This is a genomic window from Stenotrophomonas sp. RIT-551, assembly GCF_026241915.1.
Taxonomy (GTDB): domain Bacteria; phylum Pseudomonadota; class Gammaproteobacteria; order Xanthomonadales; family Xanthomonadaceae; genus Stenotrophomonas; species Stenotrophomonas bentonitica_A.
Map to the genome: position 1 here is coordinate 369,834 of NZ_JAPJIU010000001.1, position 17,268 is coordinate 387,101.

The 17,268-nt window shown below is 67.9% G+C and carries 13 protein-coding genes; 6 read left to right on the forward strand and 7 right to left on the reverse strand.

The genetic code is table 11. The annotated features are described in order from the left end of the window. Positions 1–43 precede the first annotated feature (43 nt). Positions 44–2,839: a PAS domain-containing hybrid sensor histidine kinase/response regulator gene (locus ORK51_RS01525; RefSeq protein WP_266083620.1), complete on the reverse strand. Its 2,796-nt coding sequence runs from the start codon at positions 2,837–2,839 to the stop codon at positions 44–46. A 139-nt stretch (positions 2,840–2,978) separates the two neighbouring features. Then, on the reverse strand, positions 2,979–4,043 hold the full coding sequence (locus tag ORK51_RS01530; RefSeq protein ID WP_266083622.1) for an SDR family oxidoreductase: 1,065 nt from the start codon (positions 4,041–4,043) through the stop codon (positions 2,979–2,981). An 86-nt stretch (positions 4,044–4,129) separates the two neighbouring features. Between ORK51_RS01530 and ORK51_RS01535 the strand changes: the two genes are divergently transcribed. Next, a complete protein-coding gene (locus tag ORK51_RS01535; protein ID WP_070426072.1) occupies positions 4,130–4,510 on the forward strand; it encodes a winged helix-turn-helix transcriptional regulator in 381 nt (126 codons plus the stop codon). On the opposite strand, the gene ORK51_RS01540 is transcribed toward ORK51_RS01535, so the two are convergent. Next, on the reverse strand, positions 4,496–4,717 hold the full coding sequence (locus tag ORK51_RS01540; RefSeq protein ID WP_266083625.1) for a hypothetical protein: 222 nt from the start codon (positions 4,715–4,717) through the stop codon (positions 4,496–4,498). The genes ORK51_RS01535 and ORK51_RS01540 overlap by 15 nt on opposite strands. 115 nt (positions 4,718–4,832) lie before the next feature. Continuing rightward, complete coding sequence (locus ORK51_RS01545; protein WP_266083626.1) at positions 4,833–5,426, reverse strand: TetR/AcrR family transcriptional regulator; 594 nt, start codon at positions 5,424–5,426, stop codon at positions 4,833–4,835. Between the two features lie 113 nt (positions 5,427–5,539). Between ORK51_RS01545 and ORK51_RS01550 the strand changes: the two genes are divergently transcribed. Both ORK51_RS01550 and ORK51_RS01555 read left to right on the forward strand, forming a co-directional pair. Then, entirely contained in the window at positions 5,540–6,748 is a 1,209-nt protein-coding gene (locus ORK51_RS01550) for an MFS transporter (RefSeq protein ID WP_156785707.1), read from the forward strand. Beyond that, positions 6,748–7,953 carry an MFS transporter gene (locus ORK51_RS01555; protein WP_266083628.1) on the forward strand — a complete coding sequence of 402 codons (1,206 nt, stop codon included), beginning with the start codon at positions 6,748–6,750 and terminating at the stop codon, positions 7,951–7,953. Before ORK51_RS01550 ends, ORK51_RS01555 begins: the two co-directional genes overlap by 1 nt. Before the next feature lie 25 nt (positions 7,954–7,978). Here ORK51_RS01555 and ORK51_RS01560 read toward each other — a convergent pair whose 3' ends face one another. From ORK51_RS01560 to ORK51_RS01570, 3 genes are all read right to left on the reverse strand, one after another. Beyond that, complete coding sequence (locus tag ORK51_RS01560; protein ID WP_266083629.1) at positions 7,979–8,518, reverse strand: nuclear transport factor 2 family protein; 540 nt, start codon at positions 8,516–8,518, stop codon at positions 7,979–7,981. A 107-nt stretch (positions 8,519–8,625) separates the two neighbouring features. Further along, the gene (locus tag ORK51_RS01565; protein WP_266083631.1) at positions 8,626–8,823 is read right to left on the reverse strand and encodes a hypothetical protein; all 198 of its coding nucleotides are present in this window, start codon (positions 8,821–8,823) and stop codon (positions 8,626–8,628) included. Next, positions 8,820–8,963 (reverse strand): hypothetical protein, encoded by a 144-nt coding sequence (locus ORK51_RS01570; protein ID WP_019183543.1) that lies wholly within the window; start codon positions 8,961–8,963, stop codon positions 8,820–8,822. Before ORK51_RS01570 ends, ORK51_RS01565 begins: the two co-directional genes overlap by 4 nt. A 626-nt stretch (positions 8,964–9,589) precedes the next feature. Between ORK51_RS01570 and ORK51_RS01575 the strand changes: the two genes are divergently transcribed. The 3 genes from ORK51_RS01575 to ORK51_RS01585 all read left to right on the forward strand — a co-directional run bounded on the left by ORK51_RS01575 (position 9,590) and on the right by ORK51_RS01585 (position 17,257). Then, positions 9,590–11,779: a CocE/NonD family hydrolase gene (locus ORK51_RS01575; protein ID WP_266083633.1), complete on the forward strand. Its 2,190-nt coding sequence runs from the start codon at positions 9,590–9,592 to the stop codon at positions 11,777–11,779. Positions 11,780–11,989: 210 nt separating this feature from the next. After that, complete coding sequence (locus tag ORK51_RS01580) at positions 11,990–14,551, forward strand: methyl-accepting chemotaxis protein (RefSeq protein WP_266083635.1); 2,562 nt, start codon at positions 11,990–11,992, stop codon at positions 14,549–14,551. Positions 14,552–14,623: 72 nt separating this feature from the next. After that, positions 14,624–17,257, forward strand: a complete 2,634-nt coding sequence (locus tag ORK51_RS01585; protein WP_266083637.1) for an excinuclease ABC subunit UvrA — start codon at positions 14,624–14,626, stop codon at positions 17,255–17,257. The last annotated feature ends 11 nt before the right edge of the window (positions 17,258–17,268 follow it).

A 17,268-nucleotide genomic window follows, 5' to 3' on the forward strand; every position in this document is an offset into this window, starting at 1 on the left:
TCGCGTGCGATCCCTGTCCCAGCACGGCATGCCGGCGTCGGGATCACCGCACCTCCGCCAGCACCGCGCGCACCCGCAGCGCCAGATCTTCCAGCGTGAAGGGCTTGCCGATCACGTGGACTGCGGGGTCCAGCACCCCATCGTGTTCCAGCGCGTTGCGGCTGTAGCCGGTGGTGAACAGCACTTTCAGGTCGGGCCGCCGTTTGCGGGCTTCGTCGGCCAGTTGCCGGCCGTTGACCTCCGGCATCACCACATCGGTGAACAGCAGCGCGATGTCCGGATGCTGCTCGAGCAGCGCCAGCGCGCCGGCCGCACCGTCGGCGGCAAGGACCGGGTAGCCCAGTTCGCTCAGCGCCTCGATGGAAAACTGTCGCACGCCCGGTTCGTCTTCCACGACCAGGACCAGCTCGCGGCCACCGCTCAGCGGGCGACTGTCCGCGGGTGCTGTCGAAGGACCCGCGTCGATCTCCCCCTCCCGGCGCGGGAGATACAGCGCCACCGTCGTTCCTTTGCCGAGCGAGGAACGGATCTTCACGTGCCCGGCCGATTGGCGGACGAAGCCGTACACCTGTGACAGGCCCAGCCCGGTGCCCTGGCCGACCTTCTTGGTGGTGAAGAACGGATCGAAGGCCTTGGCGATCACCTCCGGTGGCATGCCGCCGCCGTTGTCGGCCACGGTGATCAGCACGTACTCACCGGTGGGCACGTCGGCACGCATGGCGTCTGCGGCAGAGGCGATCCGGCAGTTGGCCGTTTCCACCACCAGCCGCCCGCCGCCCGGCAGCGCGTCGCGCGCGTTGACGGCCAGGTTGAGGATCACGTTCTCCAGCTGATTGGCATCGGCGAAGGTGCACCACACCTGCGCGGCCAGCACGGTCTCCAGGCGGATGTTGCTGCCCAGCGAATGCACCAGCAGGTCCGACATCCCGGCGATCAACCGGTTCACGTCCAAGGGCACCGGCTGCAGGGGCTGTTGCCGGGAAAACGCCAGCAGGCGCTGGGTCAGCTGCGCGGCCCGGGTTGCGCCGTCGATGGCCATGTCGATGTAGCGCTTGGCGCGCGGATCGCTGTCGCCCATGCGCATCGCAAGCAGGTCCAGCGGGCCGATCACGGTGGCGAGCATGTTGTTGAAGTCGTGCGCGATGCCGCCGGTCAACTGGCCCACCGCCTCCATCTTCTGGCTTTGGCGCAGGGCATCTTCCACGCGCGTGCGCTCGGCGACCTCTTCGAGCACGCGGCTCTCGAGGTGTTCGTTCAATTCCTGCAGGCGTGCGTCGGCGAGCTTGCGCGCCGTGATCTCGATCGCCACGCCGACCACCCGCACGCAGCGGTCGCCTTCGAAATGGCCACGCCCCTTTGCCGCCACCCAGCGCACGACACCGTCTTCCTTGCCTACGGTGCGGTACTCCACGTCGTAGAGCGCGCGCCGGGCCGGGTCGGCCGCGGCGGCGAAGGCCGCGAAGGTTGCCTCGCTGTCATCGGGATGGATGCCGTCGTAGAAGTCGCGCAACGTCACTGCCACCCCGGGCGAGATGCCGAACATCGCCTTGGTCCGTGCCGGCCAGATCAGTTCATCGCGGACCAGGTCGACATCCCAGAAGCCCATGTCACCGGCCTCGGTGGCAAAGCGCAGGCGTTCCTCGCTCTTGGCCAGCGCAGCTTCGGCGGTGTTGCGGACGGTCAGGTCGAGCATCGCGCCGATCATCCGCAGCGGCTCACCCACGCCGCCACGCAATACGGTGCCGCGGTCGAGCACCGGCGCAAAGCTGCCATCGGCGCGCCGGAACCGGTACTCGCTGTTCCAGCCCGTCCCGCCGCCTTCGATCACCGCATGGATGTCGGCATCGACGCGCGCACGGTCATGGGGATGGATGTGGTCCAGCCACCACTGCGCCGTGGTCTCGGCCAGGGGATGGCCGAACAGGGTGGTGAGCGCCTCGTTCCAGATCACATGGCCATCGGAGATCCGCCAGTCCCAGATCGCATCGTTGGTGGCCTGGGCGGCCAGCCGATAGCGCTCCTCCACTTCCAGGTGGCGGGCCTCGGCGGCCTTGCGGTCGGTGATGTCCAGCGAGGTGCCGACCAGGCCGACCACGGTGCCGTCGGCGTCACGCAACGGTGACTTGGTCGACAGCCAGTAGGCGCGCCGGCCATCGGGAAAGCTCACTTCCTCTTCAAGCTGCTCGGTCTGCCCGCTGGCCATGACCCGCTCGTCGGTGGCCATGACCGTGGCGGCCTGGGCAGGGTCGTTCAGCAGTTCGGCATCGGTGCGGCCCACGTACACCTCCGGCGGCAGGCCGATGAGGTCGGTGGTGCCGCGGTTGCCGATCAGGATCCGGCCCTGGCGGTCCTTGGCATACACCACGCCGGGCGCTGCCTCGACGAAGGAGCGCAGCAGGGTCTGTGCCTGGTCCCGCTCGGCTTCGATCCGGCGGCGTTCGTCGATATCGATGAGCACGCCGGGGAAGCCGATGGCCTCTCCCTGCGCATCGAGATCCACCCGCCCGATCGCTTCGATCCAGCGGTACGCGCCGTCCGGGCCGCGGGTACGGTACTGGTGCGCATAGCGACCGCCCCGGCGGACCGCCTCGGCGATCGCATCGGCCAGGCCGGCGCGGTCGTCGGGATGAACGGCGGCGACCACCTGTTCCAGCCGCAGTTCGGTGCGCGCCAGGGCAGGGTCCAGGCCATGGGCCAGGGCGAGGGCATCGTCCACCGTGAGGTTGTCCCGGGCCACGTCCCAGAACCAGGTGCCGATGATCGCGCCGGCGGCCAGCGCCATCTTGACGCGCTCGGAATCCCGCTCGCGGTGGGAGCCGGGGGAAGGTGAAGAACTCAAGCGGTACCTGCGATCGGCGGGGGGGCGGGTCCGGAACCCGGTGGCCCGTACTGCAGGCGACACGGGGCGGCAACGATAGGGTATCGCTGCCGGGCGCCGCTTTGGAACACCCCCCCGTTCGCCCGTGGCTCCGGCTCGATCAGGGGATCAGGCGCGCCGCCCGCAGGCGGGCGAACAGGTCGAAGAACGCATCGTCGCTGGGCTGGTAGTCCAGGAAGCCCATCCGGCGGCTTTTGGACATGTCCGTGATCACCTCCAGCGGGCGCCCGAGATCGGCATCGGTGTGCCAGGGCGAGATCAGCCGATGGATATCCGGCTCTGCCAGACCGTGCGTGGCGGCCAGTGCGGACCAGGGCGCGGCATCGTCGGCCATCTGCGCCGCCAGCGGCCGCACGTGGCCACTGAAGGGTACGGCCTCGATATCGAACCACGCCGCGATCCGGCCCCACATCCAGCGCCACCGGAACACATCGCCGTTGACCACGTTGAAGGCCTGGTTGGCGGCGGCCGGTGTCTGCGTGGCCCACAGCAGATGACGCGCCAGCAGCCCGGCATCGGTCATGTCGGTCAGCCCCTCCCATTGGGCGAGCGAACCGGGGAACTGGAACGGGCGCCCGGTGTGCCTGCACAGGCTCGCGTGCACGGCCAGGGTCGTGCCCATGTTCATCGCATTGCCCACCGCCGCGCCGATCACCGTGTGCGGACGGTGCACGCTCCAGTGGAAGCCATCGCGGGCGGAGGCGGCAAACACCTCGTCTTCCTGTGCGTAGTAGAAGTTGTCCACGGGCAGGCGCGGTTGTTCTTCACGGAAGGGCGTCTGCGGCAGGTTGCCCTGCGCGTACGCCTCGAACGGGCCGAGGTAGTGTTTCAGGCCCGTCACCAGCGCTACGTGCTGCACCGTGCCCGCGGGCTGAAGCGCGCCAAGCAGGTGACGCACCATCGCGCCGTTCACCCGGATGTTCTCGGCCTCGTTGGCCTGCCGGGACCAGGTGGTGATGAACACGTGCGTGGGTGCCATTCCGGACAGCGCGGCGCACGTGGCCTGCGCATCGTGCAGGTCGGCGCAGACGCCGTGGGCGCCGGCGGGCAGCGAATCGGGCCGACGGGCCAGGCCGTGAACTTCCCAGCCCTCCTGCAGCAGCCGTTGTATCAGTGCACTGCCCACGATGCCCGTTGCACCGACCACCAACGCTTTCTGCCCCACGATGTCGCCTCTTTCATTGCTTTACAGGCGCACACCTTAGGATATCCAGGTACGCCTCGAAAGAAGGCACCAAACGGTAACCACACATGAAAACGGGTACTCCCGAAGAGCACTGGCGAGAGGATTGCGCCCCCCGGCGGGTGCTGGAGCTGTTCAGCACCAAGTGGACCTCGATGGTGCTGCACACCCTGGCCGTGCGGCATGACGGTACCGCCCGCAGCAACGCGCTGCACCGCAGCCTGCCGGCCGTCTCCAAGAAGATGCTGATCCAGACGCTGCGTGACATGGAGCATGCGGGAATCGTGCTGCGCACCGAGTACCCCACCGTGCCGCCCTCGGTGGACTACACGCTGACCCCGCTGGGGCGCCAACTGGTCGAACCGATCGAACTGATCTACGACTGGGCGCGCCGCAATGCTGGCGCCCTGGACGCGTTGCAGCCGCGCGCGACCTCACGTCGGCGCTGAGCAGGGCAGGCCAGCCGGATCGGGCAGAGTACGGCTCCCCTCCAGCGGATCGGTCACCAGGACCACGCCGCCCGGCTGCTGGTCCTTGAAGAAGGCGTCAGCTTCGCGGGCCAGCGCCTCGGTTCGGGCCGGGGCAGCGTTCGTTGCCGCAGCGGAGCCGCTCATCACCAGCGCCGATGCCATCAGCACAACACCCAGAATCTTCATGCGTCCTCTCCTTCAGTAGATGGGAGAAGCGTAGGGGTGGCCCTGCGATCACATGGAGCGATATATGACCTGCGGTCAGGGACCGGATCCAATGGCGGCCCGACCGGATGAGCAGTCAGTGCGGTGTGGTGACCCGCAGCCCACGCAGCAACAGATCGAGCGCCGCCACGCTCTGTGCCAGCCGCGCATCGCCATCATCGCCATCGGCGATCCAGAACGCGGCCTCGGCCAGGCTGCCGTACACCAGCGAGGCGAGGGCCTGCGGGTTGGCCTCGGCGACCATGCCCTGATCGATCAGGGCGGCGAGCAGGCGCTGCATGGAATCGATGCAGTGGCGTTGCGATTCCGGCGAGGCACCGCCGAGTACCGCGCGTGCATCGCGCAGGACGACGCGTTGGATGGTCGGCTCCAGCGCCATCTCCAGATACCCGGTGCAGCGCAGGCGAAACCCCTCCCAGGGATCGGCTGCAGCATCGGAGATCGCGTTCAGACGCTCGTCCATCTCGGCGTCGATCTGCTCCACCACCGCCGCGAGCAGGCCCTGCTTGTCGCCGAAGTGGTGATACAGCGCGCCACGGGTCAAGCCGGCCTGCGCGGTGAGGTCATCCATGGAGGTGTCGGCGTAGCCGCGCGCGCTGAAGAACGCGCGGGCGGTGGCCAGCAGCGTGGCGCGGGTCTGCTCCATCTCGGCGCGGGTGCGGCGAACCATCGTCATCTCCTGGCATACGGGGCGGATGATTGTTTACATCCGGTGCGTATGTATATAGGATTTTAAACATACGATGTGTATGTAAATGGGTGAGCATGCCCATGGAGACGAGGTTGAACCGCCCCTATCGCGATCTGTTCGCTGCGCCCGGCACGGCCGGCTTCACCCTGGCCGGCCTGCTGGCGCGGCTGCCCCTGCCGATGACCGGGATCGGCATCATCGCGCTGCTGTCCCAGGTGCGCGGCAGCTATGCGCTGGCCGGCGCGGTCGCGGCGACCTTCGTGCTCACCTATGCACTGGTGTCTCCGCAGGTCTCGCGCCTGGTGGACCGGCAGGGGCAGCGCCGGGTACTGCCGATGGCGACCGGCATCAGCGTGATCGGCCTTCTGCTCCTGCTCGGCGGCTCGTGGTACCACGCCCCGGTCGCGCTGCTGTTCGTCGGTGCACTGCTCGCCGGTGCCATGCCCAGCCTGTCGGCGATGGTGCGCGCGCGCTGGACGGCGCTCTACCGCGGTCAGCCGCGCCTGCAGACGGCGTACTCGCTGGAAACGGTGTTCGATGAAGTGACCTTCATTGCCGGGCCGCCGCTCTCCGTCGGTCTGGCGGTCTCGCTGTTTCCGCAGGCCGGCGTGCTTGCCGCGGCCATGCTGCTGCCGATCGGCGTCTTCGCCCTGGTCGCCCAGCGCAGGACCGAGCCGCCCATCGAGGCCGTGCCATCGACCGGCGAGCACTCAGGGTCCGTGATCGGCCTGGCAAGCGTGCGCTGGCTGGCGCTGCTGATGGTGGCGATGGGGGTGATCGTGGGCACCATCGATATCGTCAGCGTCGCCTACGCGGCGCAGTTGGGCCAGCCGGCCGCGGCGAGCCTGGTGCTCTCTGCGTATGCGGCCGGGTCCTGTCTGTCCGGGGTCCTGTTCGGCGCACTCAAACTGAAGGCGCCACTGCACCGCCTGGTGCTGCTGGGTGGAATGGCGACTGCCCTGACGACCGTGCCGCTGCTGCTGGTCGGCAGCATCGGCTCACTTGTGGCGACGGTGCTCGTGGCCGGCGCCTTCTTCGCACCGACGATGATCGTGGCGATGTCGCTGATCGAGCAGCAGGTACCGGCGCGCCAGCTCACCGAGGGCATGACCTGGCTGCTGGCGGCGCTGAACGTGGGCGTGGCGCTGGGCGCGGCGATGTCAGGCTACGGAGTGGATGCGTACGGCGCGCGCGCTGGATTCCTGCTGGCGGTCACTGCCGGCGGTGCGGTGCTGCTGGCGGCCGTGGTCGCGTATCGACAGTTGCGGCCGCGCGACGACCGCGACCTGGGGGAAGGCTGATGCGCACGCACGTGGAATCGACATCGCCGCGCGCGTGGTGGGCGGTCACCGCCGCCAGTCTGGCCACCTTCTCGGTCGTCACCACGGAAATGTTGCCGGTGGGGCTGCTGACGTCGATCGCCGACGCATTGGGAACGAGCACCGGCACCGCGGGCGTGATGGTCTCGCTGCCGGCACTGCTGGCAGCGCTGTTCGCACCGCTGGTGGTGATCAGCGCCGGCAGCGTGGATCGCCGCACGCTGCTGTGCGCGCTGCTGGGGATGCTGGTCATCGCCAACCTGGTCTCCGCGCTCGCACCGACCCTGGCCTGGATGCTGGCAGCCCGCGTGCTGGTCGGGCTCTGCATGGGCGGCATCTGGGCCATTGCCGGCGGCCTGGCGGTGCGGCTGGTGGCCGCCCGATCGGTTGGCCTGGCAACATCGCTCATCTTCGGCGGCGTGGCGGCGGCATCGGTACTGGGCGTTCCACTGGGTGCGCTGATCGGTGAACTGCTGGGATGGCGCTGGGCGTTCGGCAGCATGGCGCTGTTGGGAGGTGCCGTACTCGTCCTGCATATGGCCGTCATGCCCCGCCTGCCGTCGTCCGGTGCGACCCCCCTGCGTCAATTCGGCCACGCGCTGGGCAACCGCGGGCTGCAGCTCGGGTTGATGCTGACCTTCCTGCTGGTGGCCGGACACTTCATCGCCTTTACCTTCGTGCGGCCGCTGCTGCTGTCGGTGTCGGGCTTCGACGCGCGCTGGGTCGGGCTGTTGTTGTTCGGCTACGGCGCCGCCGGGATGGCAGGCAACTTCATCGCCGGCATCGTGGCAGCACGACGTACCCCGCTGACGGTGTCGTTGATCGCGGCGGGCCTGGTACTGGCGCCGTTGCTGTTCCTGTCCATCGGCGATTCCCGCCTGGGCGGCGCCATGGCGCTGCTGGCGTGGGGGCTGGCCTACGGCGGGGTATCGGTGGGCCTGATGACGTGGATGATGAAGGCCGCACCAGGGGCGGTGGAGGTCGCCTCCTCGCTCTACGTCGGCGCCTTCAACATCGGTATCGCATCCGGGGCATGGATGGGGGGCCAGGCACTGGACCGGTATGGCCTGACCGCCAATCTCTGGCTCGCCGGAGGCTTCGCGGTCGCGGCGGTGGTGGTGTGCATTGCCGGCCGCCGGATGCAACCGGCGCAACGGGATACCGGCAAGCCCTCAGGCGCACTGTGACAGTGCGGACCGACCCTGCCAGGCCTCACTTTTGTCCTGTCGTCTCCAGCGCCGCCTTTTCAGCCACGGTCAACGCGCGATGGCCGTAGCTCAGCACCCGGGTCATCTGCCATTGCCCGTCCTTGTGCTGCCAGACCATCACGAACTTCGCGCTGCCTTCGCACTTGCCGGTGGCCACCTCGCAGAAGCGGTGCTCGCCTTCCTCGATCGCGCCGAAGTTCTTGATCGGGTAGACCTTGAGCGTCCCGGGAACCCGTTCGCGGCGGACCTTGTGGCAAATGTACTTGCGCGTGTTGGAGACCACCGTGTCGCGATCGAAGGTGGCCCCGCCGCTGTCGTGATAGAACTCGACGGTAGGCGAAAAGTAGCGGGTAAAGGTCTCCAGGTCGCAGCGGTTGTAAGCGTCGAAGACCTGGTCATCCAATCCGGTGATGGTGCGCGTGAGGGCAGCGGCGTCTTCGGCCTCCTCGCCAGCGGATGCCGCCAGGGGCGCGAGCATGCCGGCGGCTACGAGCACGGCGGCGACAACAGCGGGGAAGCGTTTCATCGGCAGTGCCTGCTTCAATCGGACCAGAGCGGGCGTCACTTTTCGCACGGGCCGGGACGCCCTTCAAGTGTCATTCGGACGGATGACCTCCGGCGCACGGAATGACGGGCGAGGGCAGTGGCCCCCTACAGCGTGCTGGAGTCCACCACTTGGCGGCCGGCCTGGGTGAGGTCGATGTCGCCGTCTTCGGCCTGCGCGGCGTAGCCGGCCTTGACGGCCCAGTTGGCCGCCTCATCGCTGACCGGACGCGTAGCGTTGATGTCGCGCAGGATCTGCCGCTGTTCTTCAGTCAGGGGCGCCCGGGTGCTTTCGCTTCCGCTCATGGCGCGCGGACCTCGACGCTGATCGCGCCCTGGGCCAGCCGTGCGCGCTTGGCCCGCCGATGGTTCACCCACCACACCAGCCCCGGCAGGCCGTACAGCAGTGCACCGGCGAGCAGAAAGATCTTGAAGGCGGCATTCATGGCGGTCTCTCTCCGTGCGGTATGGCGTTGGTGCGTCGTGATCGGCCCAAGGTGCGGTGGCGCGCACCGGCGCCTGCAGCGGCCCCGGCCGCGACCCCAGCGCTAGTTCAGCGCAATCGCCGTGAAGGCGCTGTCCCTTCCTTCACTTTCGCACGTTCATGCGCCGCAGGGCTGCAGGGCCGTTGGCGGCGCCACTCTCTCACGACGCGCGGGAATGGTGGCTTCACCCGCGGGCAACGCCGGACCGGGTCAAGTTGGCAGGTGGCCGGTCCGCTCCTGCGTCCGACGCCAAGACATGGCTTGTGAGGATCGACATGCAGCGCGGTGGGCATCTTTCGATCTGGCGAAGCAGGGCGTGCACAGAGGGTGATGAAGGGGGCAGGTGGGAGCCAATGCCCTTATGATCATCGGCGCTGGTCAGCAATGCTCGTCGGCTGGCCCAGGTTCCCTTGTCGTACAAGGACTGTGCTTTGGCTGCCATTACCGACCCTCCTCCGCGTCGCCGCGCCTCCGCCTGGGGCCTATGCTTCTGCCTCTTTCTCGCCTTGGCAGCGGGACCTGCCCAAGCAAAGGCGGATGCCGCACTCGTGGCCTGGCCGGCGGGTATCTCAGGTGCGCCAGAGCGGATGGACGCAGATCTAGCGGAGCTTGCGTGCGCGTTGCTGCAGGATGATCCCGCCGAGGCAGCATCACTCACGGAGGCACAGCGCAGCCAACTTCATCTCGTCGCGGGGCGCTACCCGGACGCATCGCGCTCGATACACGCGCTGATGGGTGCATTAGTCGAGAACGGGGAGGCAGCCCGCGCCCAGCGGTGGGTGCCATATCTGTTGTTTGCCCAAGCAGAGACTGGGCCTTTCAGCGATGCAGGTGCCAGTTATGCAGCTGCGTTCCGCGGTTGGTTTGCCACGCTGGATGATCTGGCTGCCGTGCAGACGCATTACTGGTTCGTTGCCGACCTGCCCAGCGCGAATAGTCGGTTGCGCCAAGCCATCGTGGCACACGCGGGGCAGGCCGCCATCGCGCGGGCGGATGCACTCGAGTTGATTCGTCAGGCGGCCTTCGTGAAGACCTACCGCATGGCCGAACGCTTTTCGCCCGCGCTGATTCGAGAAGACGAGGGCAGACGGTTTCTCATTGACGACAAAGCAATGATTGCCGCCGACGGGGGCGTGTTCCTCTCCGCGCACGTGGCCCGCCCGCGCAGGACTTCCCGTGCTGCGCTGCCGGCCGCAATGGTATTCACCATCTACGCCGACCCAGTACAGAATCGGAACGAGGCGGTGCAGGCGGCCGCACGGGGATACGCTGGCGTCGTGGTCGACGCGCGCGGAAAACGATTGGGCAATGGACCAATCGTCCCGTACGAACACGATGGCGAAGATGCGAACACAGCCATCGACTGGATCAGCCGACAGCCTTGGAATGACGGTCGCGTAGTGATGTATGGCGGCAGTTACTCCGGGTTCGCCGCGTGGGCGGCGGCCAGCTACCGGCATCCCGCACTGAAGGCGATCGCACCCTATGTGGCCGCGATTCCAGGCCTCGGATTGCCGATGGAGAACAACATCTTCCTGACCGCCAACTACGCATGGCCCTTCTATGTTGCCAGCAACCGACTGCTCGACAAGGAGATTTATGGCCAGCGCGAGCGATGGAAGCTCTTGAGCGATGCCTGGTACGAGAGCGGTCGTGCCTTCAGCGAGATTGACCAAGTGGATGGCATGCCCAACCCCTGGCTCCAGCGCTGGTTGCACCATCCCGACTACGACGCGTACTGGCAGGCCATGGTGCCTTACGGGGCGCAGTTTGCTGGTATCACTGTGCCAGCGCTGTCGATCACGGGTTACTACGATGACGGCCAGATCTCTGCGCTGCAGTACGTCAAGGAGCATGTCCGATACCTCCCGGCAGCCGACCACCGTCTGCTCATCGGTCCGTACGATCATTTTGGCGCGCAGGCGGCGAGCAAGCCCATGCAGTTGCGGGGCTACACGTTGGATGCTTCGGCGCAGTTCGATACCCAGGCCCTTACCTTCCAGTGGTTCGATCATGTCCTGGCTGGTGCGCCGCTTCCGGCGCTGCTATCGGGCCGGGTCAACTACCAGTTGATGGGCACCGATCAGTGGTGGCACGCGGACACGCTTGCTGAAGCGGGAGGTGATCAGGTGGCCCTGCATCTGTCACACGATGGCGAGGGAGACCGGTACCCCTTGACTCGCCAAGCACCCCGGCCTGCTGGATACCTTCGTCAGACGGTCGATCTTTCCGACCGCACTGCGCCGGTGCACAGCTACTATCCTTGGCCCATCGTCCAGGATGATGCGCCCGCCGAGAGCGGCCTGAGCTTTGTCAGCGCGCAGTTCGAGCAGGCCACCGACATCGTCGGCAGTTTTTCAGGGGATCTGAAGATCCGCATCAACAAGCGCGACGTCGACCTCGGTATTTCGCTGTATGAAGTGATGCTCGATGGACGTCGCATGCAACTGAGCTACTACATCGGCAGGGCAAGCTATGTGCAGGACATGACCAAGCGCAGACTGCTTACGCCCGGGAAGTGGACGCGGCTGTCATTCGATCGCACCCGCATGACTGGGCGTCGCATGGCTGCAGGAAGCCGTCTGCTGGTGGTTGTGGATGTGCTGCGTGGGCCGGGCCAACAGGTCAACTACGGGACCGGACGCGACGTGAGCAACGAGTCCGTTGCCGATGCGGGTGAACCACTACGCATCGACTGGCATTCAGACAGCGTTATCCGGGTGCCATTGCGGGTCGCGGCTGGCCCGTCCTCCGCATCGGAAAGCAGTCCGCGATAGCGCCGCCTGGGCCTCACGCCCACCCCGACCAGCCGCGGATGCAGCCACGGATGCAGCCGCAGGGCGCTGGTCGCCGGACCGTCATCACTTCGTCGTCTGGCTCGCTTACAACGGGAGCCGCTGGCGACGCCATGGCCGCTGGTTGAGATGGGCCCTAAAGTTCCTCCACAACCCGCCGATATCGATGCGTCCTTCCGCCTGGAGTACGTGATGTCGGCCGTCCCCCGCCGCCTGTCGTTGTTCGTCGCCCGCCTGGGCGACCGGTTCCGCTTTCGTCTGGCCCCGCCGTCCCGGTTGGCCGGGCTCGGTCGTCTCAGCGTGGCACAGAAACTCAGGGCCAGCCTGCTGATCTGCGGCCTGGGCCTGTTCGCGGTGGCCGTGGTCTACGGCTGGACGCGGCATGATACCGAGCGGGCGGCCGAGACCTTCGCCGCCCACCAGCAGGAGGCCGCGCTGGCGGCCACGCTGGCAACCGAAGTCGCCGAGGCGAGACGCCTGCAGACACGGTATGCCAGCACCTTCGATGATGTCGATCGCGACGCCCTGCAGGCGGCGCACCAGCGCTTGGAGGCCACGCTGGCCCGGCTGCAGCGCGATCCGCACGATGCCGGCAGTGCCGGTGCGCTGCGTGAGTTGGCGACGCGGGCAGCCGACTTTGCCGAGGGCATCACCGCATTGAACGCCCGCGTGGACGAGATGGGACGCGGCGATGCCGGCCTGCGTGCACAGCTGGAAGCAGCTGCTGCCACGCTGGAGGCCAGCGTCGAGGCCAGCGCGCGCCCGGCGCTGATGGCCCAGCTGCAGAAGATGCGCCGCGAGGAGAGCCTGCTGCTGCTCACCGGCGATTCGGCGCACACCGATCGCGCCAGCGAACAGAAGCTGCCCTTCGATCTCGCACTGGGCCAGGCGCGCCTGGGGCCGGAGATACAGGAGGCACTGCGGACGCAGATGGACGACTACCAGGGCGCACTGTTGGCCTACACCGCTGCCCGCATCGGGCTGGACGTGGAAGCGCAGTCACTGGCCGAGACCGCGGCCCAGATCGGCCCGGGGCTGCAGGCGCTGCAACAGGCGCAGACGCTGGCCTTGACGGCGGCACGCGAGCGACAGGCCGCGCGGGCCAGCACCATGGGGATCGTATTCGCGCTCACGCTGCTGCTGGTCGCGGTGGTGCTGATCGCCACGCTGCTGCTGGTGCTGCGCGCGGTGCGCCACCCGATCACCGATACGTTGCGCTTTGCCGAGGACATCGCCGAGGATCGGCTCGACACGGTGCTGACCATCCACAATCCACACGACGAGATCGGCCAGCTGGCCGCGCGCCTGCGCCACATGCAGCACCGCCTGCGTGAGCGGATCGACGCCGAGCGCGCGGTCGCGCGCGACAACACCCGTGCCCGCCAGGCGCTGGACTGCGCACAGACCGGGGTGATGGTACTCGACGGTGAGGGGAAGATCGGTTTCCTCAACCAGGCGCTGCTGGCCGAACTGCAGCTCACGCACGCCGACTGGAGCGGCCAACCGGCTGCCGCCCTGCATCCGGCCTTCGCCACCCTGGTGCCGACGCTGCAGGCCGGCCAGCGCGCCAGCCGCGAGATCGAGCACGCGGGCATCCGCTACCAGCTGGTGATCACCCCGATCGTGGACCACGGCCAGCTGCTGGGCGCAGCGGTGGAGTGGCGCAGCCGCGCGCTGGAAACCACGGTGGAAAACGAAGTCGCCGCACTGGTGGATGCCGCCGCACGGGGGGAACTGCACGGGCGCATCACGGTGGACGACAAGCAGGGCTTCGTCAAAACCCTGGCCCTGAGCATCAACCACCTGCTCGATACCTTCCAGCGCAATCTGTCCGGGTTGCAGGGGCTGCTCTCGGCGCTATCGCAGGGCGATCTGCGCGTCCGCATGCACGGTGACTTCCACGGCGTGTTCGCCCGCCTGCGCGACGACGCCAATGCCACGGTGATGCAGCTGACCGACATCGTCGCGCGCATCCAGCAGGCGTCGCTGGCGATCAACCATGCCGCCGGGGAGATCGTCGCCGGCAACCACGACCTCTCCGATCGCACCGAGCGCCAGGCGGCGCACCTGGAAGAGACGGCCTCGTCGATGGAGGCGCTCTCGGCCACCGTCCGGCAGAACGCGGATTCAGCGCAGCAGGCCAACCAACTGGCGATACGCGCGGCCGAAGTTGCGGCCCGCGGCGGCGAATCGGTGGCGCAGGTGGTCACCACCATGGCCGATATCGCCCTGTCCTCGCGGCGGATCGGGGAGATCACCGGGGTGATCGACGGGATCGCGTTCCAGACCAACATCCTGGCCCTGAACGCCGCCGTGGAAGCGGCGCGGGCCGGCGAGCAGGGGCGCAGCTTCGCGGTGGTGGCCAGCGAAGTGCGCCTGTTGGCACAACGCAGTGCCGACGCCGCGCGCCAGATCAAGCAGCTGATCGAAGCCTCGGTGGAGAAGGTCGATGCCGGCACGCGCCAGGTCGATGACGCGGGTGCGACCATGGGTGAGATCGTCGGCAGCGTGCAGCGGGTGACATCGATCATGGCCAGCATTTCAGCCGCGTCGCAGCAGCAGACGGCGGGCATCGAGCAGGTGAGCCAGACGTTGCTGCAGATGGATGGCAGCACGCAGCAGAATGCGGCGCTGGTGGAAGAGGCTTCGGCCTCGGCGCGCGCCCTGGACCGCCAGGCCTCGCTGCTGGGCGAAGCGGTGGATGCCTTCGTCGTGACGCCACCGCCGCCGGCGCTTGTGCGGGCGACGGCCTGAGGCTGCGTCAAGGCCGCGCTCACCGTTCTTCACCGGCGGTGAGCCGGCGCTGTGGTTCGCTATTGTCCACCTATGAAGAAATCCACGCGCCGGCCGTCGCCTCCCACTGCCCCGGATGCCTTCGTGCGCGTCCGGGGTGCACGCGAACACAACCTGAAGAATGTGGATGTCGAGATCCCGCGCGATGCGCTGGTGGTGTTCTCCGGCATCTCCGGCTCGGGCAAGTCTTCGCTGGCGTTCGGCACGCTTTACGCCGAGGCACAGCGGCGCTACCTGGAATCGCTGTCGCCCTACGCACGTCGCCTGATCGACCAGGTCGGCGTGCCGGATGTGGATGCGATCGAAGGGCTGCCACCGGCGGTGGCCCTGCAGCAGCAGCGCGGCACCGCCAGCGTGCGTTCCAGCGTCGGCAGCGTGACCACGCTGTCGAGTCTGCTGCGGATGTTGTACTCGCGCGCCGGTACCTATCCGGCCAGGCAACCCATGCTGTACGCCGAAGATTTCTCGCCGAACACGCCGCAGGGCGCCTGCCCGAACTGCCACGGCCTGGGCTACGTGTATGAGGTGACCGAGCAATCGATGGTGCCCGATCCGTCGCTGAGCATCCGCGAGCGGGCCATCGCCGCATGGCCGCCGGCGTGGCACGGGCAGAACCAGCGCGACATCCTGGTCACGCTGGGCTACGACGTGGATGTTCCCTGGCGCGATCTGCCCAAGAAACAGCGTGACTGGATCCTGTTCACCGAGGAACAACCGGTGGTGCCGGTCTACGCCGGCTTTACCCCGGCCGAAACCCGCGCCGCGCTGCGGCGCAAGGAGGAACCCAGCTACATGGGCACCTTCAGCGGTGCGCGCCGCTATGTGCTGCACACCTTTGCGACCACGCAGAGCGCGATGATGAAAAAGCGCGTGGCCCGCTACATGATCGGCGCCCAGTGCCCGGTCTGTGATGGCCGCCGGCTGAAGCGCGAAGCGCTGTCGGTGACATTCGCCGGCATGGACATCGGCACGCTGTCGCAGCTGCCGCTCAGTGCGATGGCGCAGGCGCTGCGTCCTGCGGCCGAAGGCCACTTCGATGCGCCGGCCGCCACGGCCACACGCAGCCGCAGCGCAGGCCGGCAGGCCACCGCCAAGCGCGTCGCCGCCGGTGGCAATGCGCATGCCGGCGGCAGTGACGTACGCCGCACGCCGGATCTGTCCGAAGAGAAACGCATCGCGGCACAGCGCATCGCGCACGATCTGGTCGAGCGGATCGGCACGCTGCAGTCGCTGGGCCTGGGGTATCTGTCGATGGACCGCGCGACCCCGACGCTGTCGCCGGGCGAGCTGCAGCGCCTGCGCCTGGCGACGCAGATCCGATCCAGCCTGTTCGGGGTGGTGTACGTGCTGGATGAACCCACCGCCGGCCTGCATCCGGCCGATGGCGAGGCCCTGTACGACGCGCTGGCCCAGCTCAAGGCCGGCGGCAATACCTTGTTCGTGGTCGAGCATGATCTGGAGATGCTGCGCCGCGCGGACTGGCTGGTGGATGTCGGCCCCGGCGCAGGGCAGCATGGCGGCCAGGTGCTCTACAGCGGGCCGCCGGACGGCCTGCGCACGGTCAAAGCCTCGGTCACTGCGCCGTATCTGTTCCAGGACGCCACCGGCACGCGCCGCACGCCGCGCGCGCCGTCCGGCTGGCTGGGCCTGCAGGGCGTCCACCGCAACAATCTGCATGGCGTGGAGGCGCGCTTTCCGCTTGGTGCGTTCACCGCAGTCACCGGCGTCTCCGGCTCGGGCAAGTCCAGTCTGGTCAGCCAGGCACTGGTGGAGCTGGTGGGCGAACACCTGGGGCAGGAGCCGGTGATCGAGGAAACCGACAGCGAGTTGCCGCAGCCCAGCCGCATGGAACGCACGCGGGGCCGCTTGAACGGGGCCAAGGCGATCAAACGCCTGGTCAATGTGGATCAGAAGCCGATCGGGCGCACGCCGCGCTCGAATCTGGCGACCTATACCGGCCTGTTCGATCATGTTCGCCGGCTGTTCGCCGGTACACGCTCGGCCAAGGCGCGGCGCTACAGCGTCGGCCGCTTCTCCTTCAACGTCGCCGCCGGCCGCTGCGAGACCTGCGAAGGCGAGGGCTTCGTCCACGTCGAACTGCTGTTCATGCCCAGCGTCTACGCGCCGTGCCCCACCTGTCATGGCCAGCGCTACAACGCCAAGACGCTGGAGGTGCAGTGGAACGGGCGCAACATCGCGCAGGTGCTGGCGATGACGGTGGAGGAGGCGTTGGCCTTCTTCGCCGAGGAGCCACCGGTGCAGCGGCCGCTGCAGCTGCTGCGGGATATCGGGCTGGGCTATCTGCGCCTGGGCCAGCCCGCCACCGAGCTGTCCGGCGGCGAAGCGCAGCGGATCAAGCTGGCCACCGAGCTGCAGCGCAGCCAGCACGGCAGCAACCTGTACGTGCTGGACGAGCCGACCACCGGCCTGCATCCGGCCGACGTGGACAAGCTGATGGCGCAGCTGCACGGTCTGGTGGATGCCGGCAACACGGTGGTGGTCGTCGAGCACGACCTGCGCGTGGTGGCCGATGCGGACTGGGTGATCGATGTGGGGCCGGGGGCTGGCGAAGAGGGCGGCCGGATCGTGGCCGAGGGCACGCCGGCACAGGTCAGCAGGGCCAGGCAGGGGGCGACGGCGCGCTATCTGCGCCGCTGGTTCCCCTGAGCGGCCGGGCG

Bases quoted from the DNA above. Each gene is read 5' to 3' on its own strand.
- ORK51_RS01575 (WP_266083633.1), top strand. From the start codon at position 9,590: ATGGACGCAGATCTAGCGGAGCTTGCGTGCGCGTTGCTGCAGGATGAT.
- ORK51_RS01555 (WP_266083628.1), top strand. From the start codon at position 6,748: ATGCGCACGCACGTGGAATCGACATCGCCGCGCGCGTGGTGGGCGGTC.
- ORK51_RS01545 (WP_266083626.1), bottom strand. From the start codon at position 5,426: ATGGTTCGCCGCACCCGCGCCGAGATGGAGCAGACCCGCGCCACGCTG.
- ORK51_RS01540 (WP_266083625.1), bottom strand. From the start codon at position 4,717: ATGAAGATTCTGGGTGTTGTGCTGATGGCATCGGCGCTGGTGATGAGC.
- ORK51_RS01580 (WP_266083635.1), top strand. From the start codon at position 11,990: ATGTCGGCCGTCCCCCGCCGCCTGTCGTTGTTCGTCGCCCGCCTGGGC.
- ORK51_RS01565 (WP_266083631.1), bottom strand. From the start codon at position 8,823: ATGAGCGGAAGCGAAAGCACCCGGGCGCCCCTGACTGAAGAACAGCGG.
- ORK51_RS01585 (WP_266083637.1), top strand. From the start codon at position 14,624: ATGAAGAAATCCACGCGCCGGCCGTCGCCTCCCACTGCCCCGGATGCC.
- ORK51_RS01535 (WP_070426072.1), top strand. From the start codon at position 4,130: ATGAAAACGGGTACTCCCGAAGAGCACTGGCGAGAGGATTGCGCCCCC.
- ORK51_RS01570 (WP_019183543.1), bottom strand. From the start codon at position 8,963: ATGAATGCCGCCTTCAAGATCTTTCTGCTCGCCGGTGCACTGCTGTAC.